The 25369-nt window shown below is 65.6% G+C and carries 26 protein-coding genes and 1 pseudogene; 13 read left to right on the forward strand and 14 right to left on the reverse strand.

Annotated features, from left to right (window positions below; all coding sequences use genetic code 11):
* Window positions 1-84: 84 nt before the first annotated feature.
* From V5B44_RS01930 to ccmA, 10 genes are all read right to left on the reverse strand, one after another.
* On the reverse strand, window positions 85-687 hold the full coding sequence (locus V5B44_RS01930; protein ID WP_332357426.1) for a MarC family protein: 603 nt from the start codon (window positions 685-687) through the stop codon (window positions 85-87).
* Between the two features lie 237 nt (window positions 688-924).
* Entirely contained in the window at window positions 925-2142 is a 1218-nt protein-coding gene (gene ccmI, locus V5B44_RS01935; RefSeq protein ID WP_332357427.1) for a c-type cytochrome biogenesis protein CcmI, read from the reverse strand.
* A complete protein-coding gene (locus V5B44_RS01940; RefSeq protein ID WP_332357428.1) occupies window positions 2139-2624 on the reverse strand; it encodes a cytochrome c-type biogenesis protein in 486 nt (161 codons plus the stop codon). The genes ccmI and V5B44_RS01940 overlap by 4 nt, the downstream gene beginning before the upstream one ends.
* On the reverse strand, window positions 2621-3205 hold the full coding sequence (locus V5B44_RS01945; RefSeq protein ID WP_332357429.1) for a DsbE family thiol:disulfide interchange protein: 585 nt from the start codon (window positions 3203-3205) through the stop codon (window positions 2621-2623). Before V5B44_RS01945 ends, V5B44_RS01940 begins: the two co-directional genes overlap by 4 nt.
* A gap of 10 nt (window positions 3206-3215) precedes the next feature.
* Window positions 3216-5219 (reverse strand): heme lyase CcmF/NrfE family subunit, encoded by a 2004-nt coding sequence (locus V5B44_RS01950; protein WP_332357430.1) that lies wholly within the window; start codon window positions 5217-5219, stop codon window positions 3216-3218.
* 16 nt (window positions 5220-5235) lie between these two features.
* The gene (gene ccmE / locus V5B44_RS01955; protein WP_332357431.1) at window positions 5236-5715 is read right to left on the reverse strand and encodes a cytochrome c maturation protein CcmE; all 480 of its coding nucleotides are present in this window, start codon (window positions 5713-5715) and stop codon (window positions 5236-5238) included.
* Window positions 5712-5930 (reverse strand): heme exporter protein CcmD, encoded by a 219-nt coding sequence (ccmD, locus tag V5B44_RS01960; protein ID WP_332357432.1) that lies wholly within the window; start codon window positions 5928-5930, stop codon window positions 5712-5714. Before ccmD ends, ccmE begins: the two co-directional genes overlap by 4 nt.
* 4 nt (window positions 5931-5934) lie before the next feature.
* Window positions 5935-6684 (reverse strand): heme ABC transporter permease CcmC, encoded by a 750-nt coding sequence (gene ccmC, locus V5B44_RS01965; RefSeq protein ID WP_332357433.1) that lies wholly within the window; start codon window positions 6682-6684, stop codon window positions 5935-5937.
* Window positions 6685-7353 (reverse strand): heme exporter protein CcmB, encoded by a 669-nt coding sequence (gene ccmB / locus V5B44_RS01970; protein WP_332357434.1) that lies wholly within the window; start codon window positions 7351-7353, stop codon window positions 6685-6687. It abuts the gene before it with no gap.
* An 8-nt stretch (window positions 7354-7361) separates the two neighbouring features.
* The gene (gene ccmA / locus V5B44_RS01975; RefSeq protein ID WP_332357435.1) at window positions 7362-8003 is read right to left on the reverse strand and encodes a cytochrome c biogenesis heme-transporting ATPase CcmA; all 642 of its coding nucleotides are present in this window, start codon (window positions 8001-8003) and stop codon (window positions 7362-7364) included.
* Between the two features lie 139 nt (window positions 8004-8142).
* Between ccmA and V5B44_RS01980 the strand changes: the two genes are divergently transcribed.
* The 5 genes from V5B44_RS01980 to V5B44_RS02000 are packed head-to-tail and all read left to right on the forward strand — an operon-like array spanning window position 8143 to window position 13092.
* The gene (locus V5B44_RS01980; RefSeq protein WP_332357436.1) at window positions 8143-9132 is read left to right on the forward strand and encodes a nickel-dependent hydrogenase large subunit; all 990 of its coding nucleotides are present in this window, start codon (window positions 8143-8145) and stop codon (window positions 9130-9132) included.
* Complete coding sequence (gene hypA, locus V5B44_RS01985) at window positions 9125-9466, forward strand: hydrogenase maturation nickel metallochaperone HypA (RefSeq protein WP_332357437.1); 342 nt, start codon at window positions 9125-9127, stop codon at window positions 9464-9466. Before V5B44_RS01980 ends, hypA begins: the two co-directional genes overlap by 8 nt.
* A gap of 17 nt (window positions 9467-9483) precedes the next feature.
* Window positions 9484-10530, forward strand: coding sequence for a hydrogenase nickel incorporation protein HypB (hypB, locus tag V5B44_RS01990; protein ID WP_332357438.1), 1047 nt, complete (start codon window positions 9484-9486; stop codon window positions 10528-10530).
* A 1-nt stretch (window position 10531) separates the two neighbouring features.
* Complete coding sequence (gene hypF / locus V5B44_RS01995; RefSeq protein ID WP_332357439.1) at window positions 10532-12832, forward strand: carbamoyltransferase HypF; 2301 nt, start codon at window positions 10532-10534, stop codon at window positions 12830-12832.
* A gap of 11 nt (window positions 12833-12843) precedes the next feature.
* On the forward strand, window positions 12844-13092 hold the full coding sequence (locus V5B44_RS02000; RefSeq protein ID WP_332357440.1) for a HypC/HybG/HupF family hydrogenase formation chaperone: 249 nt from the start codon (window positions 12844-12846) through the stop codon (window positions 13090-13092).
* A 116-nt stretch (window positions 13093-13208) separates the two neighbouring features.
* Here the strand turns inward: V5B44_RS02000 and V5B44_RS02005 are convergent, their stop codons facing one another.
* A complete protein-coding gene (locus V5B44_RS02005) occupies window positions 13209-15536 on the reverse strand; it encodes a TonB-dependent receptor (RefSeq protein ID WP_332357441.1) in 2328 nt (775 codons plus the stop codon).
* 11 nt (window positions 15537-15547) lie between these two features.
* On the reverse strand, window positions 15548-15868 hold the full coding sequence (locus V5B44_RS02010; protein WP_332357442.1) for a hypothetical protein: 321 nt from the start codon (window positions 15866-15868) through the stop codon (window positions 15548-15550).
* Here V5B44_RS02010 and hypD point away from each other — a divergent pair.
* The 8 genes and pseudogenes from hypD (at window position 15858) to V5B44_RS02050 (ending at window position 24199) form a co-directional block, all read left to right on the forward strand.
* Window positions 15858-17015 (forward strand): hydrogenase formation protein HypD, encoded by a 1158-nt coding sequence (gene hypD / locus V5B44_RS02015; protein ID WP_332357443.1) that lies wholly within the window; start codon window positions 15858-15860, stop codon window positions 17013-17015. The genes V5B44_RS02010 and hypD overlap by 11 nt on opposite strands.
* Window positions 17012-18061: a hydrogenase expression/formation protein HypE gene (gene hypE, locus V5B44_RS02020; RefSeq protein WP_332357444.1), complete on the forward strand. Its 1050-nt coding sequence runs from the start codon at window positions 17012-17014 to the stop codon at window positions 18059-18061. The genes hypD and hypE overlap by 4 nt, the downstream gene beginning before the upstream one ends.
* Window positions 18062-18086: 25 nt before the next feature.
* Window positions 18087-19805 carry a hydrogenase maturation protein gene (locus V5B44_RS02025; protein WP_332357445.1) on the forward strand — a complete coding sequence of 573 codons (1719 nt, stop codon included), beginning with the start codon at window positions 18087-18089 and terminating at the stop codon, window positions 19803-19805.
* Window positions 19802-21262 carry a sigma-54-dependent transcriptional regulator gene (locus V5B44_RS02030; RefSeq protein ID WP_332357446.1) on the forward strand — a complete coding sequence of 487 codons (1461 nt, stop codon included), beginning with the start codon at window positions 19802-19804 and terminating at the stop codon, window positions 21260-21262. Before V5B44_RS02025 ends, V5B44_RS02030 begins: the two co-directional genes overlap by 4 nt.
* Window positions 21259-22257 carry a HupU protein gene (locus V5B44_RS02035; protein ID WP_332357447.1) on the forward strand — a complete coding sequence of 333 codons (999 nt, stop codon included), beginning with the start codon at window positions 21259-21261 and terminating at the stop codon, window positions 22255-22257. Before V5B44_RS02030 ends, V5B44_RS02035 begins: the two co-directional genes overlap by 4 nt.
* A complete protein-coding gene (locus tag V5B44_RS02040) occupies window positions 22254-23714 on the forward strand; it encodes a nickel-dependent hydrogenase large subunit (RefSeq protein ID WP_332357448.1) in 1461 nt (486 codons plus the stop codon). Before V5B44_RS02035 ends, V5B44_RS02040 begins: the two co-directional genes overlap by 4 nt.
* Window positions 23715-23722: 8 nt before the next feature.
* Window positions 23723-23935: pseudogene (locus V5B44_RS02045) on the forward strand (recombinase family protein); the annotation flags it as partial.
* Window positions 23936-23956: 21 nt separating this feature from the next.
* On the forward strand, window positions 23957-24199 hold the full coding sequence (locus tag V5B44_RS02050) for a hypothetical protein (protein WP_332357449.1): 243 nt from the start codon (window positions 23957-23959) through the stop codon (window positions 24197-24199).
* A 2-nt stretch (window positions 24200-24201) separates the two neighbouring features.
* Here the strand turns inward: V5B44_RS02050 and V5B44_RS02055 are convergent, their stop codons facing one another.
* Entirely contained in the window at window positions 24202-24522 is a 321-nt protein-coding gene (locus V5B44_RS02055; RefSeq protein ID WP_332357874.1) for a DNA-binding protein, read from the reverse strand.
* 2 nt (window positions 24523-24524) lie between these two features.
* Window positions 24525-24863, reverse strand: coding sequence for a type II toxin-antitoxin system RelE/ParE family toxin (locus V5B44_RS02060; RefSeq protein WP_332357450.1), 339 nt, complete (start codon window positions 24861-24863; stop codon window positions 24525-24527).
* Between the last annotated feature and the right edge of the window lie 506 nt (window positions 24864-25369).

Genomic DNA, 25369 nt, shown 5'->3' on the forward strand with positions numbered 1-25369 from the left:
GCGAGCCAGCCGACAAACAAAGTATAGTCGACACGCCTTGCTTTGGCGTCCGGATTGGCTGCGGGTGCCGAGCACGTGCGCCATTTAGCCGCGCGCCAGTTGCAGAGCGAAGCTCTTGATGCCTCGTAGCATCATTTCAATCGACATCGCCACCAGCACCAGGCCCATCAGGCGTTCAAGGGCGACCACGAAGCGATCGCCCGCCACGCGCTGAATGCGCTCGGCAAGTACCAGTATGATGGCGCTTACTGCCATGGTGATGCAGAGGGCGCCAATCCACTCCATGCGCCGGTCTGGCGCCTGCGAGACCAGCAAGAGCACCGTGGCTAGCGCCGAGGGCCCGGCGATGGCCGGGATTGCCAGCGGCACGATCAGCGGTTCGCCGGCGGGCTCTGCTGTGTCAGCGCGCGGTGGCGGGAAAATCATCCGCAGCGCGATCAGGAACAGGATGACGCCGCCACCGATCTGCAGCGACAACTCGCTCAGGTTCATCAATTGCAGAAAGCCTTCGCCGATGAACATGAAGGTCAGCAGGAGAACGAAGGCAATCAAGACCTCGCGCAGGATCACCCATGGTCGACGCTGCGGAGCGACGTGCCGGAGCGCATTGGCGAAGATCGGGATATTCCCGATCGGGTCGGTGATCAGAATCAGCAGGATGGTCGCTGAAGCAAAGGTGTAGGTCATGGTTACAGGCTCCCGGTAGCCGTGTGGCGGTCTGAAGCCCAACCCGGCGGACGCTGCCGGCAGCGAAGCCGCCGAGTGGGATCGGCATACCGGCGGTCGGGGCGAGGGGGCTGCATCCTTGCAGGATAGCAGGCCTGCGCCAGTTCTCCGATTTCACTGCATGTCCGCATTCGTGGCCCGGCGCGCGGTTACAAGCATCAAGTCCGGGACCGAGGGCAAAAAAGCGGGGCCGAGAATTCAAGGCTGGACCTGGTCGATCAGCAGGCGCAGCTTGTGGCTGCCGGGTTTGACGCCGGTCAGCGTGCCGAAGAGGTCGCCACTCGAGCTTTGCGCCTGACCCGCCTTGACGATACGCGCCTCGATGCTAACGGTAGCGAAGTCCGAGAGCTTATTGCCGCCCGCCAGCGCCATCGAGTCATCGAAGCGGAAGCTTAGCGGCAAATCGGCGACCGTCGCCCGCATCGCAGCCAGCGGCATGCGAGGCCCCTCTTGCGAACGGGCAAAGACGAACAGCACATCGTCAGGCTTTACTTGCCCCGCTAGTTTGCCGCTCAGCGTCACCTCCCCGCTGACCGCGCCGGTAGTGGCTGCTGGCTTGCCGGCAGATCTGCCGTCGCCAGCCTGCGTGGCTGCGATCTCGCGCGCCTTGCTGACGGCAGCTTCGAGGGCTTTCGCGTCATCGGACCCCGGCTCAAGCTGGACCAGCAGACGCGACCAGTGTTCGGCGGCGGCCGCAAAGTCCTGCCGCTCGCTGGCGGCGGCGCCGGCGAGCAGAAGCGCCTGCGGTTCGTTGGCGTCAAGCTTCAGCGCCCGCTCGATGAGCTCGGTCGGCTTGCCCTGCAGGTTGCCGCCGTTGATCTGGCTGAGGACCTCGGCATAATCGGCAAGCAATGTCGCGTCCTGGTTGACGAGCGCGCCGGCACGACCGTAGGCGTTGGCAGCCTCAGGGAAGCGCCCAAGGACCTTGTATGAACGCGCCAGCATCACCCAGCCCTTGCTGTCGTCAGGGTTCTTCTTCAGCTTCTCGACCAGGCCGGCGAGCATCCCCTCCATCTGTTCCGGAGCGATGCGGGCCTGCCTCTGCAGCGGGTCAAGCGCGCGTGGGTCGCCGAGCAGGAGATAGCCGGTAGCGGCGGCGAGCGGGATGATCAGGAGCAGGGCGAAGGCGGTCTTGCGGCTGGCCTGGGTGCGGGTTGCTGCCGGCGCCGGCAGCGCTTCGACCTCGTCGAGCAGGCGGCGCTGCAGTTCTGCCTGCGCCTGCACGAAGTCGGCTTCAGCGAGCGAGCCATCCTCGCGCTCACGCTCGAGTTCGGCGACCTGATCACGAAAGATCGCCAGGTTGGCTTCCCGGCGGTCGCCGCTGCCCGAGGGCTTTGGCAGACGCCAGAGCGGTGGCAGCAGGATGGCGATGATGGCGACGACCAGCATTGCCGCGACGATGATGAAAGCGCTCATGGTTGTCCCTGGCGAGAATCCTGGTCCTGCAGCAGGGCCTCGGCCCGGCGCTGTTCTTCGGCAGTCAGCGGCGTGTCCTTGATCGCCCGGTCGCGCCGGCGCAGGTACAGCACCAGCGCCAGCAGGCCAGCGACGAACAGCAGACCGGGGCCGAACCACAATAACAGCGTGCTGCCTTTCAGCGGCGGCCGGTAGCGGACGAAGTCGCCGTAGCGGCTGACCATGAATTCCATGATCTCGGTGTCGCTCTTGCCGTCGTTGATCAGTGTGCGGATTTCGCGCCGCAGGTCCACGGCCAGTTCGGCATTGGAACCGGCGAGCGACTCGTTCTGGCAGACCAGGCAGCGCAACTCGGACGAAATGGCAACCAGGCGTTTCTCGGTCAGCTCGTTCTCAGCCCGCGGCCTGGCTTCGCCCGCGTGCAGCCCGTGCCAGCCCGTGCCAGCCAGGGCGAGCAGCAGGATCATCAGCCAGCGCTTCATTTCGACAGCTCCGCCAGCAGCGGCAGAATCCTGCCGGAGAAGACCTCGGGGGTGATCGGCCCGGTGTGTTTCATGCGGATGATGCCTGCCTTGTCGATGACGTAGGTCTCTGGTACGCCATAAACGCCATAGTCGATCCCGACACGTCCGTCCACGTCAAGCACCGACAGGGTGTAGGGGTCGCCGTGTTGTCGGAGCCAGCCGGCAGCACGCTCGATGACCATTCGCTTCTCGTCGCCGGGGGCCACCTTGTCGCTGTCGATCGCGCCGTCGCCGCGCACTTCCTTGTAGTTGAGACCGACCAGCGGCACGGTCTGGCGTTTCGCCAGTTCGACCAGCACCGGATGTTCCTGGCGGCAGGAGACGCACCACGAAGCCCAGACGTTGAGCAGCCAGACCTCGCCGAGCATTTCCCTGGGCGAGAACTCCTTGTCAGGCGTGTCGAGGCGCGGCAGCGCGAAGGCCGGGGCCGGCTTGCCGACCAGCGGCGAGGGCACGTCGCGGGGGTTGAGCCGGAGTCCGACGGCGAGCAGTACGACGAGGACGACAAAGCCGACCAGCGGCCAGAGAAATCGGTTCATCGGCAGTCCCCTAGGTGTTCTGCGGCAGCGGCGCGGTGGCGGATGGCGTCGCCGGCGACCTGGTGCGTGCCTTGATCCGATAGCGGCGGTCGCTCATGGCGAGCAGGCCGCCGAGGCCCATCAGCACGCAGCCCCCCCAGATCCAGTCGACGAATGGCTTGTGGTAGACGCGAACTGCCCAGGCGGCGTCCGGCCTCGCCTTGTCAATCGGTTCGCCAAGCGAGACATAGACATCGCGCAGCAGGCCGGTATCGATCGCCGCTTCGGTCATCGGCATCGACGAGACGATATAGAAACGCTTCTCGGGGAACATCTTGCGAAGCGTCCGGCCGTCCTTGATCAGGTCTACATCGCCGACCAGCGCCCGGTAATTCGGGCCTTGCCGTTGGCTGACGCCGTTGAAGCGGAAACTGTAACCGCCGACGCTGACTGTGTCGCCAATCTCCATCTTGACGTCCTTTTCCGCATGGTAGCCGCCGACCATCGCGACGCCGACGATGAACACCGCGATGCCGGTGTGAGCTACATGCATGCCGATGAAACTGCGCGGCTGGCGGCGCACGGCGGCCAGGAACGACTGGCCGGCACGCGTCGATTGCACGCGCTCGACAAGATTCAACAGCGCACTGAAGACAATCCACGCGGCCAGCAACAGGCTCAGCGCAACCATCGGCTTCCAGTCGCCGTAAAGGAAGGGCGCGCCGACGCCGACCACCGTCGCCGCAACGAAGGCCCAGCGCAATGTCCGCGCGAGTTCGCCGAAGCTGGTCTGCTTCCAGCGTGCAAATGGCGCCACGCCCATCAGGAATACCGCCGGCAACATCAGCGGCACGAAGACGGCGTCGAAGTAGGGCGGGCCGACCGACAGTTTGCCTGCACCAAGAGCATCGATCAGCAACGGATAGAGCGTACCGAGCAGGACCGACGCGCAGGCGACGACCAGCAGCACATTGTTGGTCAGCAGCAACGACTCGCGCGAGAGCAGGGCGAAGCGGCCGCCGAGGCCGACCTTGGGCGCGCGCCAGGCAAACAGAGCCAGCGAGCTGCCGATCACGGCGACCAGGAAGACGAGGATGAAAATGCCACGGGTCGGATCGGTCGCGAAGGCATGGACCGAAGTCAGCACGCCGGAGCGGACGAGGAAGGTGCCGAGCAGCGACAGCGAAAACGCCGAGATCGCCAGCAGCACGGTCCAGTTCTTGAAGCTACCGCGCTTTTCGGTCACTGCCAGCGAGTGCACCAGTGCCGTGCCGACCAGCCAGGGCATGAACGAGGCGTTCTCGACCGGATCCCAGAACCACCAGCCGCCCCAGCCGAGTTCGTAGTAAGCCCACCACGAGCCGAGGGCTATGCCGAGGGTCAGAAAGACCCACGCGGCGGTGGTCCATGGCCGTGACCAGCGCGCCCAGGCAGCATCGAGCTGCCCCGAGAGGAGTGCGGCGATGGCAAAAGCAAAGGCAACCGAGAAGCCGACGTAGCCCATGTACAGCATCGGCGGGTGAATGATCAGGCCTGGATCCTGCAGCAGCGGGTTGAGGTCGCGCCCCTCCTCGGCACCCGGCAGCAGTCGACCAAAGGGGTTCGAGGTCAACAGGATGAAGAGCAGAAAGCCCGCGCTGAGCAGTCCGAGAACGCCAAGCACGCGGGCGACCATGTGATCGGGCAACTGCTGCGAGCGCAGCGCAACCGCCAGCGCCCACAGCGCCAGCATCAGCACCCACAGCAGCAGCGAGCCCTCGTGTCCGCCCCAGACGGCGGCGATGCGGTATTGCAGCGGCAACAGCGTGTTCGAATGTTGCGCGACATAGACCACCGAGAAATCGTTCTGGACGAAGGCGGTGGTCAGGCAGCCGAAGGCAACCGCCAGCAGCAGCGCCAGCGCGATGGCCGCCGGACGCGCCAGCGCAATCCACTGTGCTCGGTTGGTGTGCGCGCCGATCAGTGGCAGTGTGCCCTGCGCCAAGGCGACGCACAGCGCGAGGACGAGGGCGAAGGTACCGAGTTCCGGGATCATGGGTGTCTCATCCGAATTACTGCTTGATGGTCCTGGCAGTTGCTTCCGCCGCCGCCTTGTTGGCTGCTGCCCGCTCGTGCGCATCGCCGACAGCCTTGGCGGCTTCGGGCGGCATGTAGTTCTCGTCGTGCTTGGCGAGCACCTCGCTGGCGGCGAAGACGCCATCATCGCCGAGCTTGCCCTGCGCGACGACACCCTTTCCTTCGCGGAAGAGGTCCGGCAGGATCCCCTTGTAGGCGACCATCATGTCCTTGTCGGTGTCGGTGACAACGAAGCGCATCGTGACGCCGTCGCTCTCGCGCTGCAGAGAACCTTCCTTGACCATGCCCCCGATACGGAAGCTCTTGCCTCTTGGCGCCTCGCCGGCGGCGACCTGGGTCGGCGAGAAGAAGAAGACCAGGTTGCTCTGGAAGGCGTTGAGCACCAGCGTCGCGACCAGGCCGAGAATCGCCAGGCCGCCGATGATCAGCGCAATGCGTTTGTGACGTGGTTTCAATCCCTGCTCCTGCCGGTGTTGGTCTGGCTCTTCAGCCTGGCTTCCGATTGCTCGGCACGGTACTGGCGTTTGAGGCGTGCGATCAGTCTCTTCCGACCCTGCAGCAGCAGCGTCGGTTCCGCCAGCATCAGCAGAGCCATCACCGCCACCGATCCCCAGACGTAGAGGCCGTGGCTGCCCATCGCCAGAAAGTCGGCCAGGCTGTTCCAGTGCATGTCCTTACTCCTTCTCGGCGAGCAGCGCCCGCACCCAGTCGGTGTGCCGCTCGCGTTCGAGCATGATCGTTCGTACCCGCATCAGGGCGATGGCGATGCTGTACATCCAGCAGGCCAGGGCGCAGAGCAGCATGCCCCAGAGCATCAAAGCGGCCATGCTGGGCGCTTTCGTCAGGCTGACCGACGCCCCCTGGTGCAGCGTATTCCACCACTTGACGGAAAAATAGATGATCGGAATGTTCACCACGCCGACCAGCGCCAGAATGGCGCCGGCCTTGTCGGCCCGGCGCGGATCGTCGATCGCCGCCTGCAGGGCGATGAAGCCGATATACAGAAAGAGCAGGATCAACTCGGAGGTCAGGCGCGCGTCCCAGACCCACCAGGTGCCCCACATCGGTTTGCCCCACAGGGCGCCGGTCCACAGCGAGAGGAAGGCGAAGAGGGCGCCGGTCGGTGCCAGTGCCGACGCCATCATGCCCGACAGGCGGGTGTTGAAAGCCAGGCCCATGGCCGCCCAGAAGGCCATCACCAGGTAGATGAACATCGACATCCACGACGCCGGCACATGCAGGAAGATGATTCGATAGCCTTCCCCCTGCTGTGCGTCGGTCGGTGCGACGAGGAAGCCGATCGTCAGGCCGGCGACGCCAAAGATCGCCGCCAGCGCCCAGAACCACGGAATCAGCCTGCCGGCCAGCGGGTAGAAGGTCTGCGGGCTGGCGTATCGGAACCAGTTGATCACTCTGTTACTCATCTATTCCAGGGCAACTCTAAGCGCCGCGGCCGTCGGCCACGGCGCAAAAAACACGCCGCCCAGCGCGAGAGCGCCAAGCAGCGACAGGTGGGCTTGCGGCCCGAGGCCGCTGACCGTCGCGTCGACCGCGCCGGCGCCGAAGATCAGCACCGGAATGTACAGCGGCAGCACCAGCAGCGACAAGAGAACGCCGCCGCCGCGTACCCCCAGCGTCAGTGCCGCACCGATCGCTCCAATGCCGGACAGGGCCGGCGTGCCGATCAGCAGCGACAGGGTCAATACTGCCAGCGCATCGCCGGCGAGGTCGAACTGAATGCCCAACACCGGTGCCAGCAGCACCAGCGGCAGGCCGGCAACCAGCCAGTGCGCGATCACCTTGCCGAGCACGACCAGGCCTAGCGGTTGTGGCGCCAGCGCCAGTTGTTCGAGGGTGCCGTCACGATGATCTTCGGCGAACAGCCGCGGCAGCGAGAGCATCGTCGCCAGCAGCGCCGCCACCCATAGAACGCCGGGTGCCAACTTGCGCAGCTGATCTGGTTCGGGCCCGACGCCGAGTGGAAACAGGCTGACGACGATGATGAAAAAGAACATTGCCGCGACGATGTCGGCCTGCCGCCGCATCGCCAGTCGCAAGTCGCGGCCGATGACGGCACGGATCAATATTAGCATCTTGTTAACTAGAAGCGTTGCTGCGTTGCATCATCGGCGCCAAGCCAGAGTTCACGCACCGCCGCCGCCGGGACGGCGACCGCCTGGTGGGTGGTCAGCACAGCCAGTCCGCCGCGCTGCAGGTGAGCGCCAACCAGGCCGGCGATAAGCTGGATTGCCGCCCGGTCGAGCGCCACGTAGGGTTCATCGAGTATCCACAGGGCACGCTTTTCGTGCACCAGGCGAGCGAGCGCCGCGCGCCGCTTCTGCCCCTGCGACAGATAGCGGCAAGCGAGATCCTCGCGGCCGTGCAGTCCGACCAGTTCAAGCGCATCGAGCGCGGCTTCCTCGTCGAGTGACTCCTGCGCCAGCCTGGCCGACGACAGGATGTTCTCGAGCGGCGTCAGTTCCTCCTTGATCGCGTTATGGTGGCCGAGGTAGCAAAGTTCGCTCCGGAAGGTCTCGCCGAGCTTGCCGATCGGATGGCTTCGCCAGCGGATCTCGCCACTCGCTGCTGGCGTCAGGCCGCACAACATGCGCAGCAGGCTGGTCTTTCCCGAGCCATTCATGCCCTGCAGGTAGAGCATTTCGCCCCCTTCAAGCCGGAAGCTGACGTCGGCGAACAGGCGGCGTTCACCGCGTACGCATTCCAGATTGGAAGCTTCAAGCATGCAGGAGGAGATCCGGGAAGTGGCCAAGGCCGGCGAGGGCGTATTGTGAACCCGCGAGTTTAGCCCCGGATTGACGAAAATCAAAATCGATTCAAAGGCTTTTAGTATTCTTTGCAGACACTTTTTAAGGAGTGTGGCGGTGGAACCCGGGTCTCTGGCGCTGACACTGACGTGGGACGGGAAGCAGATCGTTGCTGCCGATGTCGTCTCGACGCGGCCAGCGGTGGCGCGCGCGCTCAGTGGACTGCCGGCTGCGCGCGTCCTCGAGTTGATTCCGCGCCTGTTCGGCCTCTGCCCGCGGGCGCAGGAAGCAGCCGCACGACTGTCCCTGGCGGCGGCGCGCGGCGAACAGGCGGCGAGCAGCGCTGCGGCCCCCGCCTTGGCCGTTGCGCTCGAGGCGATCGGCGAACACCTCTGGCGGCTATTGCTCGACTGGCCGCCGCTAGCTGGTCAGCCCGCCAGGCAGAGCGAATTCCTCGGCTGGCGGCAGCGCCTCAAGAGAGTGGCCGATCAGGCGGAGGCGGCAGCGCTGGGCGGCGAGCTCGCTGCCTGGCTTGGATCGGAAAGATCGCCAGCGCTGGACGACGACGCGGCCGTGGCTGCAGGAGTCCTGTTGCCGATGCTGTCGGCAGCCGAATGGGCGGCACACATCGGTGCCGAGTCTTTTGCCGAGTTGCCGACCTTCGCCGGCCAGCCGGCTGAAACCGGGGTGCTGGCACGCCGTGCCGGCGATGCCGCGGTGGCCGGACTGCTGGCCGCTGGCCACCGCCTGCAGGCGCGGCTGGTCGCTCGCTACGCTGACTTGCGCTGGCTCGCGCAAGGTCTGGCCGACCGGCAACGTCTGGTCACCTGGCTTGATTCGACGACGCTTGGCGACGGCTGCGGGCTGGCCTGCGTCGAGACGGCACGCGGCACCTTGCTGCACCAGATCCAGCTCGATGGTGACCGGATAGGGCGGTACGTCATCGTCGCCCCGACCGAGTGGAACTTCCACCCCCAAGGCTCGTTCGTCCGCGAGATCGACGCTCGACCGGCGGCCAACCGTGCCAAAGCGGTAATGGCGGCTCGTCGTCTGGTCTTGTCGCTCGATCCCTGCGTCGCTTGCGAACTGAGGATCAGGGATGCATGAGATGTCACTGGCCATGGGTATCCTGCAGATAGTCGAGGAGGCCGCGCGCGAACAGCGGTTCGGGCGCGTCAGGTCGGTGTGGCTCGAAATTGGTGATCTGGCTGCGGTCGAGGCCGATGCGATGCGTTTCTGTTTTGACGCGGTCAGTCGCGGTACGCTGGCCGAAGGCGCCACCTTGACTGTAATCAGGGTGTTAGGCCAGGGTTTGTGCTTTAATTGTAATCAGACGGTGCCGCTGGCGGCGCTGTACGACCCCTGTCCTGTCTGCGGCGGGCACCCGGTTCAAGCAACCGGCGGTACCGAGATGCGGGTCAAGGAGCTTGAGGTCGAATAATAAACAGGAGACAGCAGATGTGTACGACTTGCGGTTGTGGAACCGGGGAGACTCGCGTCGATGGAAAGGCCTTGTCCGAGCCGGGGAACGGGCATGAAGGCAACGGCGGCAACCTGCCCCCGAAGCCACTTGGGAACGACCAGGGGCACGGTCCCTCCGGAATGATCTACAGCGCCGTCACCGCTCTCGGTGGCCATGCGCATCACCATGCTGGCGGCCGCCAGCAGGCCCATGGCCACGAACACGGCACCGGGCATGACCACCGGCACGATAGCCTGCATGAGCATGGCCATGGCGAGGTGGGTAGGGAGGCGTCGACGACGCAGTCGCGGCTGGTGCAGATCGAGCGCGACCTCCTGGCCAAGAACGACGGCTTCGCCGCCGCCAACCGTAGCCGTTTCGAGGAGCAGGGGATCTTCGCGCTCAATCTCGTCTCCAGCCCGGGTTCGGGAAAGACGACCTTGTTGTGCCGTACCGTCGAGGCGCTGCGGACAGAGCTGTCGATCGCCGTCATCGAGGGTGACCAGCAGACCAGCCGCGACGCCGAACGCATCCGCGCGACCGGTGCGCCGGCGGTGCAGATCAATACCGGCAAGGGCTGCCACCTCGACGCGCATATGGTCGGCCATGCCCTCCCCGAGCTTTCGCCGGCCGACGATTCGCTGCTCCTGATCGAGAACGTCGGCAATCTTGTCTGTCCGGCGGCTTTCGATCTCGGTGAGGCGCACAAGGTGGTGATTCTGTCGGTTACCGAAGGCGAAGACAAGCCGCTCAAGTATCCGAACATGTTTCATGCCGCGTCGCTGATGCTGCTCAACAAGGTGGACCTGCTCCCCCACCTTGCCTTCAGCAGAGAGCTGGCGATCAGCTATGCCCGACAGGTCAATCCGGCATTGCAGGTGATCCAGCTTTCGGCGACAACGGGTGAGGGCTTTGACCAGTGGCTGGCCTGGCTGAGGGCAGGCTGCACGGCAACCCAGGAGAAGAAAAGGGCGACCATGGCTTCGTTGCGGCGGCGGATCGCCGAACTTGAAGCGCGGATTTCGGCTGCGTCGGGAGGCTGACATGTCGGAGCAGACGGTTTGTCAGAACATCCGCGTCAGTGGTGTCGTTCAGGGTGTCGGTTTTCGTCCCTTCGTCTGGCGGCTGGCCAGGGAACTGGGCCTTGCCGGCTGGGTGCGCAACGATTCGCGCGGCGTCGAGATAGAGGTTCGCGGCGCTGCTGCCCAGGTCAGGAATCTCATTGAACGTCTGGAGCAGGATGCGCCGCCGCTTGCCCGGGTCAATTCGGTGGTCGCCCGCGATACGGCACCGGGCCGGATCAACGAAGGCTTCGTCATAATCGACAGCCGCAGCGGCCGGGCGGCGACGATGATCGGCCACGATACGGCCGTCTGCCGTGACTGTCTGGCCGAGATGTTCGACCCCGGCAGCCGCCGCTGGCGCTATGCCTTCACCAATTGCACCAACTGCGGACCACGCTATACGATCAGCCGCGGCCTGCCCTACGACCGGGCGCGCACCAGTCTCAAGGCCTTTGCCATGTGCCCGCGGTGCCAGTGCGAGTACCGGTTGCCTGACGACCGGCGTTTTCACGCCGAGGCCAATTGCTGCCCGAAGTGTGGTCCGCAGCTTTTCCTGCTCGATGGCGAGGGACACCGGCTCGCCGACGACCCCATCGCCAGTGCCCTGGAGCTGCTGCAGCAGGGGAAGATCGTCGCCATCAAGGGCCTGGGTGGTTTTCACCTGGCTTGCGATGCCCGCAATGCGGTCGCCGTCGCCCTTCTGCGCGAGCGCAAGCAGCGCGACGAGAAGCCCTTCGTGGTGATGGTCGCCAACGCCGCTTCGGCCGCTTCGTATGTTCAGATGGGCATCGGTGAGCCGGGTCTGCTGACCCTGCCGACGCGCCCGGCGATCCTGATCAGAAAGCGTAGCAGTTGCGACGCCGCGCTACCCGGGGTCGCCCCCGGACTGGCCTGGTTGGGCGTCATGCTGCCATACACGCCGGTACACTTTCTGCTCTTCCACGAAGCGGCAAGACGTCCGGCGGGTGTCGGCTGGCTGGAAAGGGCGCAGGATCTGGCGCTGGTGATGACCAGCGCCAACCCTGGTGGTGAACCGCTGGTGGTCGGCAACAGTGAAGCCCTGCTGCGCCTCTATGGCATTGCCGACGCATTCCTGATGCACGACCGCGACATCGTGACCCGTTGCGATGACAGCGTTGCGCGCATCACGACTGGCGGTCTGCAGTTCATCCGTCGCGCGCGCGGCTACACGCCGCGGGCGATCAAGCTGCCGTTTTCCGGACCTTCGGTACTGGCCGTCGGCGCCTGGTTCAAGAACACGATCTGTGTCACGCGCGGCGACGAGGCCTTCGTTTCGCAACACATCGGCGATCTCGACAACGCCGCCGTTTGCGACTTCCTCGACGAAAGCGTCGCGCAGCTGGTGAAACTGCTGGGTGTCGAGCCGGCGATCGTAGCCCACGACCTGCATCCCGATTTCCACTCGACGCGTTTTGCCGCCGATTTTGCCCAGCAACGCCGTTTGCCCATGCTGGGCGTGCAGCACCACCATGCGCACGCCGCTGCCGTACTCGCCGAACACGGCCTGCGCGGCAGCCATCTGGCGCTCTCGCTCGACGGCGTCGGCATCGGAACCGATGGTGCTGCCTGGGGTGGCGAGCTATTACGCGTCGATGGCGCCAGCTTCGAGCGGCTCGGTCATCTCGCGCCGCTGGCGCTGCCGGGGGGCGATCGCGCGGCCAACGAGCCCTGGCGGATGGCGGCCGCGGCGCTGCATCGTCTGGGTCGCAACGATGAGATCGGCGAACGTTTCGCCGGTCAGCAGGCCGCCCGGGCGGTGGCGCAGATGCTTGCCGGCGATATCCATTGCCCGCCGACATCGAGCATGGGCCGGATGTTCGATGCCGCCGCCGGTCTGCTCGGCATCCGGTCGGTAATGGCTTACGAAGGACAGGCGGCGATGCTGATGGAAGGAATGGCGCAGCGCTACGGCGATATTCTGCCCCTTGACCAGGGTTGGAAGATCGACCAGGGCAGGCTTGATCTGCTGCCGCTGTTTGCCGTTCTGGCGGATGAAAGGGACCCCGAACGCGGTGCCGCGCTGTTCCACGCAACGCTGGTCGCCGCCATCGAGGATTGGGTGCGCATCGTGGCTCCGGGCGAAGCAGCCGTTGTTGGCAGCGGCGGCTGCTTTCTCAACCAGGTCCTTGTGCGCGGCCTGCGCAGCCGCTTCGGCGCGAAAGGGGTGCAACTCATCGAAGCTCGCCAGGTACCGCCCAACGATGGTGGTCTCGCCGTTGGTCAGGCATGGATCGCCCTGCAGCATCTGGTGGGTGGCTAGGAGAGTCGGCGATGTGTCTCGCACTGCCATGCCGCATTGTCGAACTGCTGCCCGGGGATCAGGCGATGGTCGACGTCGCCGGTGTCTGCCGGGAGATTTCGCTGGCACTCGTTGATGCTGTTGCGGTCGGCGACTATGTCATCGTGCATGTCGGCTACGCGCTGACCCGGCTCGATCCTGACGAAGCCGAAAGGACCTTGGCGCTGTTCGCAGAGTTGGGCGAGGGGATCTCGTCCGAGGCGAACGCGGTCGGAGCGTGAGCCCGCAAGGTCCTTCGGAGATGTAGGCAGAGTGGGTCATCAGCGGATGACGCGCTTGTCCACGCCATCCTCGCCCAGCGCCTGGGCACCGACCCACCGCGAGTTGCCCGCCCCGCCTACAGCTTGAAGCTTACCCCGGTATAGACCGAGCGGCCCATGCCGGGAACCGCGATACCCCAGGGAATCGTGTTCAGCATCATCGTTGTTCCCTGACCCGTGTAGGCACCCCCGAGCGGCAGGTAGTAAAGCCTGTCGAACACGTTGTCGATGCCGACGTCGAGGCGAGCCTGCTTCCACGAATAGCTGGCGCGCAGGTTCAGCAGTCCGTAGCCGGGTGTGCCGATTTCGTTGCGCACGTCGGACAGGTGATCCTTCGATGTCGCGCCGACGAACTCGACCGCGTTGTCCCACCCACCGTAGCGGTGGCTGAGCGTCAGCCGGGCGTTGAACGGCATGATGTTGTACAGGCCGTCGCCGGTGTCGCGGTTCTTGCCGTAGGTGTACGAAAGGACTCCGTTCAGCCCGAAGTTGCCGATGTCGCTGCGCGCCAGCGGCAACTCGCCGGAGACGTCGATGCCGTAGAGCTCGGCCGACTGGTTGGCGTACTGCAGGATGACGAACTGGTTGGTCGTCGTTGCATTCGGCGGTGGACAGGTCGTCGTGTTGTTGCAGCGGATCGCGTCGATGTAGTCCTTGACCCGCGTGTAGTAGGGAGTTGCCCGGAGTTGCCAGCTGCGGTCGGTCGCATGCCAGTCCACCGACGCCGAGATCGTGTACGCAACCTCCGGATCGAGGTCGATGTCGCCGTAGTAGCCGTTGCCATCGCCGGCGAAGTTGTTCATCGCCGCCGCCATCGACCAGGTCGACCAGGTGTAGCGCTCGTACAGGTTCGGCGAGCGCGTCTTGCGTGCCACCCCGACTTCAAGGTCGGTCTGGGTGTCGAGTGCGTAGCGGGCGAGGGCGGTGAGATCCCAGTTGTTGTCGTTCTGCTTGCGGTTCTGCGCGTTGAAGGCTGCCGCATCGGCCTTCTGGTTGTTCCACATCACATTCGGGGGCATCCCCGTGGAGTTGATGTTCGGGTTGTACCCCTGCACCGGGCCGGCATCGGTCGTGACGTGTTCGTAGCGGACACCGAGCAAGGTCGTCCACTGCGCGTCGAGCCGCGACTCCCACTCACCAAATACGCCAAGGCGGTCGCGCGTACCATCGTTGATGTTGTCGAAGGTCAGCGGCCACATGCCGCCACCCGATGCCGGCCAGTAGTCGTCGAGCCGGTAGTGCTGGTAGAGGCCGCCGACGCGCAGCAGGTCGTTGACACCGAGGTTGACGTCGGCGCGGACGGTGACGCCGCTGGTGTTGCTGTCGGTCTTCATCGGCATGCCGGCGGCACAGGTCGCGCTGATCGGCGAGCAGGGCATGCCGTTCACGGCGTTGTGGCCACCGGAAGCCATGCCGTAGTAGAAGCGCTTGTCGGGGCCGAAGTCCATCAGGTGGTCCACCGTCTCGTAGTACGCGCGTGCCTCCAGTTGGCCCCAGTCGTACTGCCCCAGATAGCGCAGGTTGAAGCGGTTTGCGGTATTGCCCAGCATGTCCATCCGCTGGTTCGGGAACAGTTGCTCGGGCATGTCCTGATACGCGTACTTGAACTCCAGGCGATGATCGCGCTGCCGGTAGGCGAGTCCGAACTGGTAGTTGTGCGTCTCGTAGGCCGTCGATCCGACCTCGTCGCGAGCCAGCGTGTGTCCCGGATTGCCGGTCGCGGTGAAGTTCTTGAAGTCGCCACCGGCCGTGTAGTTGTCTGCCTTGGCCGTCGTCGCACTGAAGTTGGCACTGAGGTTCTCGTTTGCCAGCACCCCCGACAGGTTGCCGCCCCAGGCATTGCCGTTGCTGCGGTAGAACGCCCCGACCTCGCCGCTCACCAGCAGGTCCTGGCCCGGAGCAGCGAAGCGCGGCGCCAGCGATTCGGCGATGATCGTGCCGCCGATGCTGTCGCCGCCCAGGCTGACCGGCGTGACGCCGGCAATGACGCGCAGCTTGCTGACCCCGTTCGGGTCGAGATACGAGAGCGGCGGGTTCATGTGGTTCGGGCACGACGCGATCAGGTCCATTCCATCGACGATGATGCGGTTGCGGTCGTCGGCGAGGCCGCGGATCACCGGCAGGCTGGAAACCCCGCCGGCGCCCTGCAACTGGACACCCGGGACGTCGCGCAGCAGGCTCGCGGTGTCGCTGGTCGCCGGGCGCAGGGCACGCAGTGTTTCTTCACCCACCTGGCTCGCTGCTGGAACGGGCTGCAGGCGGGTGTCCTTAACGACCACCGGTTCGAGCTGTGCGGGCTGCTCGCTGCCGGCAGCAGCCACCCCGTCGGCGGCGGTAGCCGGCACCATGCTGCTTGCTCCGAGCATGGCGATCGCCGCGGCCATTTGATTGATCCGGAATTTCATGTCCACCCTTCTCACTCGTCCCTGTTGTCAGCCAGCGATTCTCGCAGAGGCGGATGACGCACGGAATGCGACATGGTGTCGCGCGGCAATCGGCCACGGTGAACCGTCCCGGCCAGCGGACCGCCGCAGCCGCAGCGGCTGCCGCCTGCCGCCTTGCTGCAATCCCTGATGCACTTGGGGGTGTGGTAATCGGGCATCTGGGCTATGCTTCGCTGGTGACCGGCGCGAGGAGACGACAGCCACTTGCTGGAGTCGCGGATGGCGGTCCGCGCCAGCGAATTGAGCGAGGTCTGCGCCTGGCAGGCAAACCGGAGGTCCCGAATGAAGTTCATCGACGAGTTTCGCGACGGCAAGCTGGCCAGGGGCCTGGCGGTGGCCATCCGACATTCGGTACGGGAGGATCGCGACTACCACTTCATGGAGTTCTGCGGTGGACACACGCACGCCATCTCGCGTTACGGGGTGAGCGACCTGCTGCCGGCCAATGTGCGCCTAATTCACGGCCCCGGCTGTCCGGTCTGCGTGCTGCCGATCGGGCGGATCGACATGGCGATCCGTCTCGCCCGTGATGCCGGGGTGATCCTCTGCAGCTACGGCGATACCTTGCGCGTGCCGGCCTCCGGTGGGCTTTCGCTGCTCAAGGCGAAAGCGGGGCTGGGCTGTCGGTCGGGCAGCCACGGCGACATCCGGATGGTCTATTCGGCGGCGGACGCGCTGGCGGTCGCCCAGCAGAACCCCGATCGGCAAGTAGTCTTCTTCGCCATCGGTTTCGAAACCACGACGCCACCGACAGCGGTCGTCATCAAGCAGGCGCAGGCGCTCGGTCTGAGGAACTTCTCGGTGCTCTGCTGCCATGTGCTGACCCCGTCGGCGATCGCCAGCATCCTCGAATCGCCCGAAGTCCGCCAGTGGGGCAGCGTGCCGCTCGATGGCTTCATCGGCCCGGCGCACGTGTCGACGATCATCGGTTCTCGGCCGTACGAGTTCTTTGCCGAAGAGTACCGCAAGCCGGTGGTGATCGCCGGCTTCGAGCCGCTCGACGTCATGCAGGCGATCCTGATGCTGCTCAGGCAGGTCAATGACGGTCGGGCGCTGGTCGAGAACGAGTTTTCCCGGGCGGTGACGCGCGATGGCAATCGCAAGGCGCAGCAACTCGTTGCCGAGGTCTTCGAGCTGCGCCGCTCGTTCGCCTGGCGCGGTCTCGGCGAGCTGCCCTACAGCGCGCTGCGCATCCGCAAGTCCTTCGCCGACTTCGACGCCGAGCGTCGTTTCGCCATCGGTTACCAGGCGGTCGCCGACCACTCGGCCTGCGAGTGTGGCGCCATCCTGCGCGGCGTCAAACGGCCGCAGGAGTGCCGGATCTTCGGTAGCGTGTGCACACCGGAAAACCCCGTCGGCTCCTGCATGGTGTCGTCGGAAGGAGCTTGTGCGGCGCACTACTCATTCGGCCGTTTTGCCGACGCGGCGGCGGTGCAATGAGCGGCGCGCGCAAGGGCTACGTGCGGCCTCTCGACCTGCGGCAGGGCCGGGTCGACATGACGCATGGCGGCGGTGGGCGGGCGATGGCGCAGCTGATCGAGGAGCTGTTTGCCAGGCGGCTGGGCAACGCCTATCTCGGGCAGGGCAACGACGCGGCCGTGCTGCCGATGCCGCCGGGCCGGCTGGTGATGTCCACCGATGCGCATGTCGTCTCGCCGCTGTTCTTCCCGGGCGGTGACATCGGCTGCCTGGCGGTAAACGGCACGATCAACGACGTCGCGGTGATGGGCGCCAGGCCGCTCTACCTGGCAGCCAGTTTCATTCTCGAGGAAGGTTTTCCACTCGGCGACCTGGCGCGGATCGTCGACTCGATGGCCAGCGCCGCCAGCGCTGCCGGTGTGCCGGTGGTGACCGGCGACACCAAGGTCGTCGAGCAGGGCAAGGGCGACGGGGTCTATATCACCACCACTGGCGTCGGTGTGGTGGTCGAGGGTGAGGACTATGCCGGCGACCGTGCCCGACCCGGCGACCGGATCATCGTTTCGGGCAGCATCGGCGAGCACGGCATGGCGATCATGGCGCAGCGCGAAAGCATCGGCTTTGCCGCGGCGATCGTTTCCGACACTACCGCGTTGCATGGCCTGATCGCCGCGATGCGCGCCAGTGGCGCCGCCATCCGTGTGCTGCGTGATCCGACTCGCGGCGGCGTGGCCACGACGCTGAATGAAATCGCCCGCCAGTCGGGAGTCGGCATGATGCTCCAGGAAAGCGCCCTGCCGGTCCAAGCCGAGGTCGCCGCCGCCTGCGAGTTTCTCGGCCTCGATCCGCTGTATGTCGCGAACGAAGGCAAGCTGCTGGCGATCGTCGCCCCCGAGGACTGCGCTGCGCTGCTCGCCGCGATGCAGGCGCACCCGCTCGGCCAGCGCGCGGCGGTGATCGGCAGCGTGCATCAGGATGCACAACACTTCGTGCAGATGACCACCGCCTTTGGCGGTCGACGCATCGTCGACTGGCTGACCGGCGAGCAGTTGCCACGTATCTGCTGATGCTGGCGCGACCTTCCCTCCGACCATGCGCATCCTCCTGCTCTGTCACGCCTTCAACAGCCTGAGTCAGCGCCTGTACAGCGAGCTCGCTGCGCGCGGCCATCGCTTGTCGGTCGAGTACGACGTCGCCGATACGGTGGCTGAAGAGGCCGTCGCGCTGTTCCGGCCCGAACTGATCATCGCGCCCTACCTTCGCCGCGCGATTCCGGAGTCGATCTGGCGGCAGCACCGCTGCCTGATCGTCCATCCCGGAATCGTCGGCGACCGCGGCCCTTCGGCGCTCGACTGGGCGATACAGGAGGGCGAGCGGACCTGGGGCGTCACCGTTCTGCAGGCGACGGGTGAGATGGACGGCGGCCCGGTCTGGGCCGCCGAGGCCTTTCCGATGCGCCGGGCGAAGAAGTCGAGCCTCTATCGTCATGAGGTGAGCGAAGCGGCGACGCGCGCTGTGATCAGGGCCGTCGAGCGTTTCACTGCCGGCGGCTTCGTCCCGATGCCGGTCGACGATACCGATCCGGCGATCCGCGGCCGGGCGCGGCCGTTGATGCGGCAGGCCGATCGCGCCATCGACTGGCAGCACGATGCGACGGCACACATCCTGGCCAGGCTCAACGCCGCCGATGGCTTTCCCGGTGTCGCCGACGAGTTGTTCGGCGAGCCCTGTCTGCTGTTCGACGGCTCGCCCGAAGACACCCTGCGCGCTGGCAAGCCCGGCGAGGTCATCGCCTGGCGCGAGACGGCGATCCTGCGCGCGACGGTCGATGGCGCGGTCTGGATCGGGCACCTTCGCCGGCGCGCTGCGGTCGATTCGCTCAAGCTGCCGGCGACGCAGGTCCTCGCCGAGCAACTGGCGACGATTCCCGAAGCCCCGCTCGACAGCTATTCCCCGTCAGCTGGCAGGACCTGGCAGGACATCCGCTACGAGGAAGCCGGGCGGGTCGGTTTTCTCCACTTCGACTTCTACAACGGCGCCATGAACACCCGCCAGTGCCGGCGTCTGCAGGCGGCTTACCGGTGGGCGCAGCAGCGGCCGGTCAGGGTGCTGGTGCTGATGGGCGGGCGCGATCACTGGTCGAACGGTATCCACCTCGCCAGCATCGAGGCGGCCGAGTCACCGGCTGACGAGTCGTGGGCAAACATCAACGCCATCGACGATCTGGCCGAAGCGATCATCACCAGCGCAGACCAGATCACTGTCGCCGCGCTGCAGGGCAACTGCGGCGCCGGCGGTTGCTTTCTGGCGCGCGCTGCCGACCTCGTCTGGGCGCGTGCCGGTGTGCTGCTCAATCCGCATTACCGCAACATGGGCAACCTCTACGGCTCCGAGTACTGGACCTACCTGTTGCCGGCGCGGGTCGGGAGCGAAGGGGCGCAGGCGATCATGCGCGACCGCTTGCCGATGAGCGCCGTGGCCGGCGTCGCGGCCGGCTTTCTCGACGTCTGCCTGACGGGCGATGCCGAGGCCTTCCGCATCGATGTCGCGCGCCGTGCTGCCGAACTGGCCGCCGCTCCCGACTTCGCCGTGCGGCTGCAGGCCAAGCGTGCGCAACGGTTTGCCGACGAGGCGGCACAGCCGCTGGCGAGCTATCGGGCGGCGGAGCTTGCCGAGATGCAGCGCAACTTCTACGGCTTCGATCCGAGCTATCACGTCGCCCGTTTTCATTTTGTTCACAAGACGCCGAACTCGTGGACGCCGCGCCATCTGGCGATTCATCGGGACCTCGGCTGGAGCGTGCCACAATGACCGCCAACCCGAAACGGCGACTACCGACGGTGCTCGTCGTCGATGACGAGCTGCGCTCACAGGAAGCCCTGCGGCGGACGCTCGAGGACGACTTCGAAGTGTTCACCGCGTCGAATGCCGAGCAGGCGCAGCGGATCATGGAGACCGAGTGGGTGCAGATCATCGTCTGCGACCAACGCATGCCGGGGATGACCGGGGTCGAGTTTCTCAAGACCGTACGCAGTCAGTGGCCGGATACCCTGCGCATCATCCTGTCCGGCTATACCGATGCCGAAGACATCATCGCCGGGGTCAACGAGGCCGGCATCTACCAGTATCTGATGAAGCCCTGGCAGCCAGAGCAGCTGCTGCTGACGCTGCAGACCGCAGCCAGCGTCCATCGCCTGCAACAGGAGAACCAGCGCCTGTCGCTTGAATTGCGCACCGCCGAGCCGGTCCTCGCCAGGCGCGTCGAAGCAAAGAACGAGCGCGCCAGACGCGAGTTCGCCCTCGACGGACTGATCCGCACACCCGGTAGCCCGCTCAATGCCGTCTGCGACCTGGTCGAGAAGATCGCCCCCTTTGACCTCTCCGTCCTGATCAGCGGCGAGTCGGGTACCGGCAAGGAAATGCTGGCGCGTGCCATCCACTACTGCAGCCGGCGCGCCGACAAGGCCTTTGTCATCGAGCATTGCGGTGCGCTGCCCGACCAGTTGCTCGAAGCCGAGCTGTTTGGCTACAAGCGCGGTGCGTTCACCGGCGCCTACGAAGACCGCAGCGGCCGCTTCCAGCAGGCCGACGGCGGCACCATCTTTCTCGACGAGATCGGCGATACCAGTCCGGTGTTCCAGGTCAAGCTGCTGCGCGTGCTTCAGGAAGGCGAGTTCCGGCCGCTCGGTGCGGCGCGCCCGCTGTCGGTCGATGTGCGGGTGGTAGCGGCGACCCATCACGATCTCGAGGCCGACGTCCGCGCCGGCACCTTTCGCGAGGACCTCTACTACCGGCTGGCGACCATGACCCTGCATGTTCCCGCGCTGCGCGAGCGCGCAATGGACATCCCGCTGCTCGCCGGCCGCTTGCTCGACGCAAGTCAGAAAGCGCTTGGCAAGACGGTCGACGGCTTCAGCACCGAGGCGCTGGCCTGTCTCGCCGCCTATCCGTGGCCGGGCAACGTGCGCGAGCTGCAGAACGAGATCCTGCGCATGCTGGCGCTGTCCGATTCGCCGCGTCTCGGTGCCGACCTGCTGGCGCCACGCATCCTGCGCACACCGGCGGTCGATCAGCAGCCGGACAACCTGCTCGACCTGATCGCCGTCGATGGCGGGCTCAAGGAGCGCATCGAGGCGCTCGAGGCACGGGTGCTCAAGGAGACACTGATCCGCCATCGCTGGAACAAGTCGCGGGCGGCGAGCGAGCTCGGCCTGTCTCGCGTCGGTCTGCGCAACAAGCTGCTGCGTTACGGGCTGGAGCGCACATGAAGATCCTCTGGCTGCAGGCGGCGGGTTGCGGCGGCTGCACGCAGTCACTGCTTGGCGCCGAGAACCGCAGCGGGATGCTGGCGCAGTTCGCCGACAGTGGCCTCGAGTTCGTCCTCCATCCCGGCCTGTCGGAAGCCAGCGGCGACGAAGCCCTGGCGCTGCTGCAGGCCGCTGCCGCTGGCCACCTGCCGTTCGACATTCTCTGCGTCGAAGGTGCCCTGCTGCGCGGACCGAACGGCAGCGGCCGTTTCCAGATGCTCTCCGGCAGCGGCCGGCCGGTGATCGACTGGGTCCGCGAACTCGCCGCCCGCGCCCAGCATGTCCTCGCCATCGGCACCTGCAGTGCCTACGGCGGTATCATCTCCGCCGGCGAAAACGTCACCGAGGCCTGCGGCCTGCAGTTCGACGGAGACCAGGAAGGCGGTCTGCTCGGCAAGGACTTTCGCGCCGCTTCCGGCCTGCCGGTGATCAACGTCGCCGGCTGCCCGACGCACCCGGGCTGGATCGTCGACACCCTGCTCTCGCTGGCTCTCGGCGCGCTGGCCGAGAGCGATCTCGACGCCTGGCAGCGGCCGCGCTTCTACACCGAGCAACTGGTCCATCATGGCTGCCCGCGTAACGAGTTCTACGAATTCAAGGCCAGTGCACAGAAACTCTCCGACCTCGGCTGCCTGATGGAAAACATGGGTTGCAAGGGCACGCAGGCCAACGCCGACTGCAATCTGCGCTTGTGGCATGGCGTCGGCTCGTGCGTGCGGGGCGGTTTTGCCTGCATTTCCTGCACCGAGCCGGGCTTCGAGGAGCCTGGGCATCCGTTCATGGAAACCGCCAAGATTGCCGGCATCCCGACCGGTCTGCCGGTCGACATGCCGAAAGCGTGGTTCGTCGCGCTCGCCGCGCTGTCGAAATCGGCGACGCCGAAACGGGTGCGCGAGAACTCGCGCTCCGATCATCCGCTGATCGCGCCAGGCATCCGCAAGAGCGGTCAAAAGTGAGCCGTCGGCTGACCATCGGCCCGTTCAACCGCGTCGAAGGCGACCTCGAAGTGACGCTCGACGTCGCCGATGGCCGCGTCGCCTCGGCGCAGGTCAGTTCGTCGCTCTATCGCGGCTTCGAGCATATCCTGCTCGCCAAGCACCCGCTCGACGCGCTGGTGATCGTGCCGCGCATCTGTGGCATCTGCTCGGTCTCGCAATCGTCGGCCGCCGCGACCGCGCTGGCTGCAGCAGCCGGCCTCGAGATGCCGCCGAATGGCCGCCTGGCGAGCAATCTGATCCTCGCCTGCGAGAACCTGGCAGACCACCTGACGCACTTCTACCTCTTCTTCATGCCGGACTTCGCCCGCGAAGCCTATCGCGGCCACTGCTGGCATGACCAGGCGGAAAAGCGTTTCAAGGCCACTGTCGGCGAAGCGCAGCGCGAGGCGCTGCCGGCGCGGGCCGACCTGCTGCGCCTGATGGGCTATCTCGCCGGCAAGTGGCCGCACAGCTTGGCGCTGCAGCCCGGCGGAACGACCCGCGCCGTCACCGCGACCGAGAAGGTTCGCCTGCTCGCCGTCCTGCGCGAGTTCCGCGCCTTCCTGAGCACCATCGTGTTCGGCGACGCACTCGAAAACGTCGCCGCGATCAGCAGTGTGGACCAACTCGCTGCCTGGGCGCAGGGTCGGCCGGCCGACTTTCCCCGTTTCCTGGAAATCGCTGGCGATCTGGGTCTCGCCCGCGTCGGACGCGCCAGCGACGGCTTTCTCAGTTACGGCGCTTACAGCCACGGCGGCGAGGATGGCCAGCCTCTCTTCGCTCGCGGCCTCTGGCGCGGCGCCTGGCAGCCATGCGACGAGGCGCTGATCACTGAAGATGTCAGCCATGCCTGGCTGCACGGTGATCGCCCGCGGCATCCGCAGCAAGGTGAAACGCGGCCGTTCACCGGCGAGTTCAGCGATCGGCCGGACGCCTACACTTGGTGCAAGGCCCCGCGCTACGCCGGTCAGGTCTTCGAGAGCGGTGCCCTGGCCCGCCAGATGGTCGCCGGCCACCCGCTGCTGCGGGCACTGGTGGCGACCGACGGCGGCAGCGTGCTGGCGCGGGTCGTCGCCCGCCTGCTCGAACTCGCCCTCGTGGTGCCGGCGATGGAGCGCTGGGTCCGCGCGCTGACACCCGGCGAACCCTTCTGCAGGCAATGGCAGTTACCCCAGCAGGCCAGTGCCGTTGGCCTCGGCGAAGCCGCGCGTGGCGCCCTCGGCCACTGGTTGCGCATCGAGCGCGGCAGGATCGCGGGTTACCAGATCATCGCCCCGACCACCTGGAACTTCTCGCCGCGCGACGCGGCCGGCGTACCCGGGGCGCTGGAGCAGGCGCTGGTCGGTCTGCCGGTGGGTGAAGGCGAAAGCGCTCCGCTCACGGTTCAGCACGTGGTGCGATCGTTTGATCCGTGCATGGTGTGCACGGTGCAATGAACGACAGCATGGCAGTGGTCTACAAGATCGACCACCTGTCGCGCTCGCTGGCCGATTTCGCGCGGATGGTCGATGTGTTCGACCGGCATCGCGTGCGCTTCAGCGCGGTCACCCACCGGATCAACTCGGCCGCCTCGATGGGGCGGCTGATGCTCAACGTGCTGCTGTCCTTCGCCCAGTTCGAGCGCAAGGAATCGTTATGCCGGAACAGTGGGGTGTGGCGCACGCGCTGATCGCCACCGATGGCATCGAACGGCGGCGGGACACCAACGACCGCCAGCGGCAGTGAGGTCGCCCAGCGCGAAGGTCTGCGCCATTGGACGATCAATGGACTGCTGCGCTTGACCCTGCTGGAGCCTGCCATCATCCACGTCATCGTGGCTGGGCAGCAGCCCTGTTGCATGAGTCTGCTTTGGTTCCAGCGCAACCTTCTGCCGACCGACTGGTTCGCCCAGCGCGAAGTGATGACGGCGTTTGATGCCTGAAATCAGGCCATCACGATCTGGGTATGCACCTCGACCTTGAGCGCACGCTTGATGGCGGCAAAGATGGCCGAGATGTTGCTCATGGTCGGGTTGCCCGACTGTGACAACATCCGGTGCAAGCTCTTGGCCGGTTTGTGAATTTCCTCGGCCAACGCCTCGAAACCAACGGTCGCGTTGACGAGATCACGCAGGATCAGCTTGGCCGATTCGGGCTCGCCATTGACGAACAGGGTGATGGCCTCGTCCAGAAGCGCCTGCGCAAAGGCCGGATCGTTCCGCACGCGCACGGCCACGATTTCTTTGAAGTCACGGGTTAGTGCCATGTTCACTTTCCTTTCTGGGTTGATGCCTTGCGGCACTTGTAGTCTTCCCACAGCGTCACCGCTCGGTCGATGTCCTGCTGCTGACGCTTCTTGGTGCCGCCGCCGATCAGGATGATGATCTTCAGACCATCCTTGGCCAAGTAGATGCGCAACCCTGGACCCCAATCGATCTTGTACTCACCAATGCCTCGAAACCACTCGATGTTGGACAGGTTACCCTGTTCCATTCCGCTCACCGCCACGCGCACCTTGGCGGCAGCAACGGCTTCCAGCGACCCGAACCACTCGGCAAAGGGACTGTCTCCATCGTCCAGAAGCAGTTCTTTGATCTGGTAGGCCATGCAAAAAATGGTAACATATAAGTTCCTATTGTGCCAGTGATGCGGAGCGGATGATGGGATGGAGGCACGACCGGTCGCCTTGGTTGACGATGAACCGCTGCGCATAAGCTGTTGCGTCTGCCAGTGCAAGAACTGCAGCTACCCGTACGCCAAACGGAGAATCGAGACAGAATTGGAGCCGAAAACCTTGAAAACAGGACATTTCGGCAGATTGTCACCCGCAGCATGTCGGGCCGGAACCCCGCGTGGCGCGGGGATTGCAAGGAAAAAAAAGGGGCCCGGAGACTATCCGAGCCCTTCGATTCGGTGGTGGATGGCTGACCATGGACCGACTGGCCTTCCGAGCTCATGAGCATTGGCGCGGGTTGCTCCGGATGGCTGCGAGTGGGTTGTCCTCGCTGATGCAGTCGATGATGTCGGCGCGGTCTTGCTCGGCCGCAGAGGCCCAGAAGACTCTCATGCGCCAGTACGCCTGTCACATGTGGTGGCCAACCTGCCCGTCGCCG

The sequence above is a fragment of the Candidatus Accumulibacter necessarius genome, from assembly GCF_036625085.1.

Coding starts and splice junctions, on each gene's coding strand:
- V5B44_RS02010 (WP_332357442.1), bottom strand. CDS start 15,868: ATGAACTTCATTCGGGACCTCCGGTTTGCCTGCCAGGCGCAGACCTCG.
- V5B44_RS01940 (WP_332357428.1), bottom strand. CDS start 2,624: ATGAAGCGCTGGCTGATGATCCTGCTGCTCGCCCTGGCTGGCACGGGC.
- ccmA (WP_332357435.1), bottom strand. CDS start 8,003: ATGCTTGAAGCTTCCAATCTGGAATGCGTACGCGGTGAACGCCGCCTG.
- V5B44_RS02060 (WP_332357450.1), bottom strand. CDS start 24,863: ATGGCCTACCAGATCAAAGAACTGCTTCTGGACGATGGAGACAGTCCC.
- V5B44_RS02030 (WP_332357446.1), top strand. CDS start 19,802: ATGACCGCCAACCCGAAACGGCGACTACCGACGGTGCTCGTCGTCGAT.
- ccmI (WP_332357427.1), bottom strand. CDS start 2,142: ATGAGCGCTTTCATCATCGTCGCGGCAATGCTGGTCGTCGCCATCATC.
- V5B44_RS01945 (WP_332357429.1), bottom strand. CDS start 3,205: ATGAACCGATTTCTCTGGCCGCTGGTCGGCTTTGTCGTCCTCGTCGTA.
- V5B44_RS02035 (WP_332357447.1), top strand. CDS start 21,259: ATGAAGATCCTCTGGCTGCAGGCGGCGGGTTGCGGCGGCTGCACGCAG.
- V5B44_RS02000 (WP_332357440.1), top strand. CDS start 12,844: ATGTGTCTCGCACTGCCATGCCGCATTGTCGAACTGCTGCCCGGGGAT.
- V5B44_RS01950 (WP_332357430.1), bottom strand. CDS start 5,219: ATGATCCCGGAACTCGGTACCTTCGCCCTCGTCCTCGCGCTGTGCGTC.
- hypF (WP_332357439.1), top strand. CDS start 10,532: ATGTCGGAGCAGACGGTTTGTCAGAACATCCGCGTCAGTGGTGTCGTT.
- V5B44_RS01930 (WP_332357426.1), bottom strand. CDS start 687: ATGACCTACACCTTTGCTTCAGCGACCATCCTGCTGATTCTGATCACC.
- hypD (WP_332357443.1), top strand. CDS start 15,858: ATGAAGTTCATCGACGAGTTTCGCGACGGCAAGCTGGCCAGGGGCCTG.
- ccmB (WP_332357434.1), bottom strand. CDS start 7,353: ATGCTAATATTGATCCGTGCCGTCATCGGCCGCGACTTGCGACTGGCG.
- hypA (WP_332357437.1), top strand. CDS start 9,125: ATGCATGAGATGTCACTGGCCATGGGTATCCTGCAGATAGTCGAGGAG.
- hypE (WP_332357444.1), top strand. CDS start 17,012: ATGAGCGGCGCGCGCAAGGGCTACGTGCGGCCTCTCGACCTGCGGCAG.
- ccmC (WP_332357433.1), bottom strand. CDS start 6,684: ATGAGTAACAGAGTGATCAACTGGTTCCGATACGCCAGCCCGCAGACC.
- V5B44_RS02050 (WP_332357449.1), top strand. CDS start 23,957: ATGGCATCGAACGGCGGCGGGACACCAACGACCGCCAGCGGCAGTGAG.
- ccmD (WP_332357432.1), bottom strand. CDS start 5,930: ATGCACTGGAACAGCCTGGCCGACTTTCTGGCGATGGGCAGCCACGGC.
- V5B44_RS02055 (WP_332357874.1), bottom strand. CDS start 24,522: ATGGCACTAACCCGTGACTTCAAAGAAATCGTGGCCGTGCGCGTGCGG.
- V5B44_RS02005 (WP_332357441.1), bottom strand. CDS start 15,536: ATGAAATTCCGGATCAATCAAATGGCCGCGGCGATCGCCATGCTCGGA.
- V5B44_RS02025 (WP_332357445.1), top strand. CDS start 18,087: ATGCGCATCCTCCTGCTCTGTCACGCCTTCAACAGCCTGAGTCAGCGC.
- hypB (WP_332357438.1), top strand. CDS start 9,484: ATGTGTACGACTTGCGGTTGTGGAACCGGGGAGACTCGCGTCGATGGA.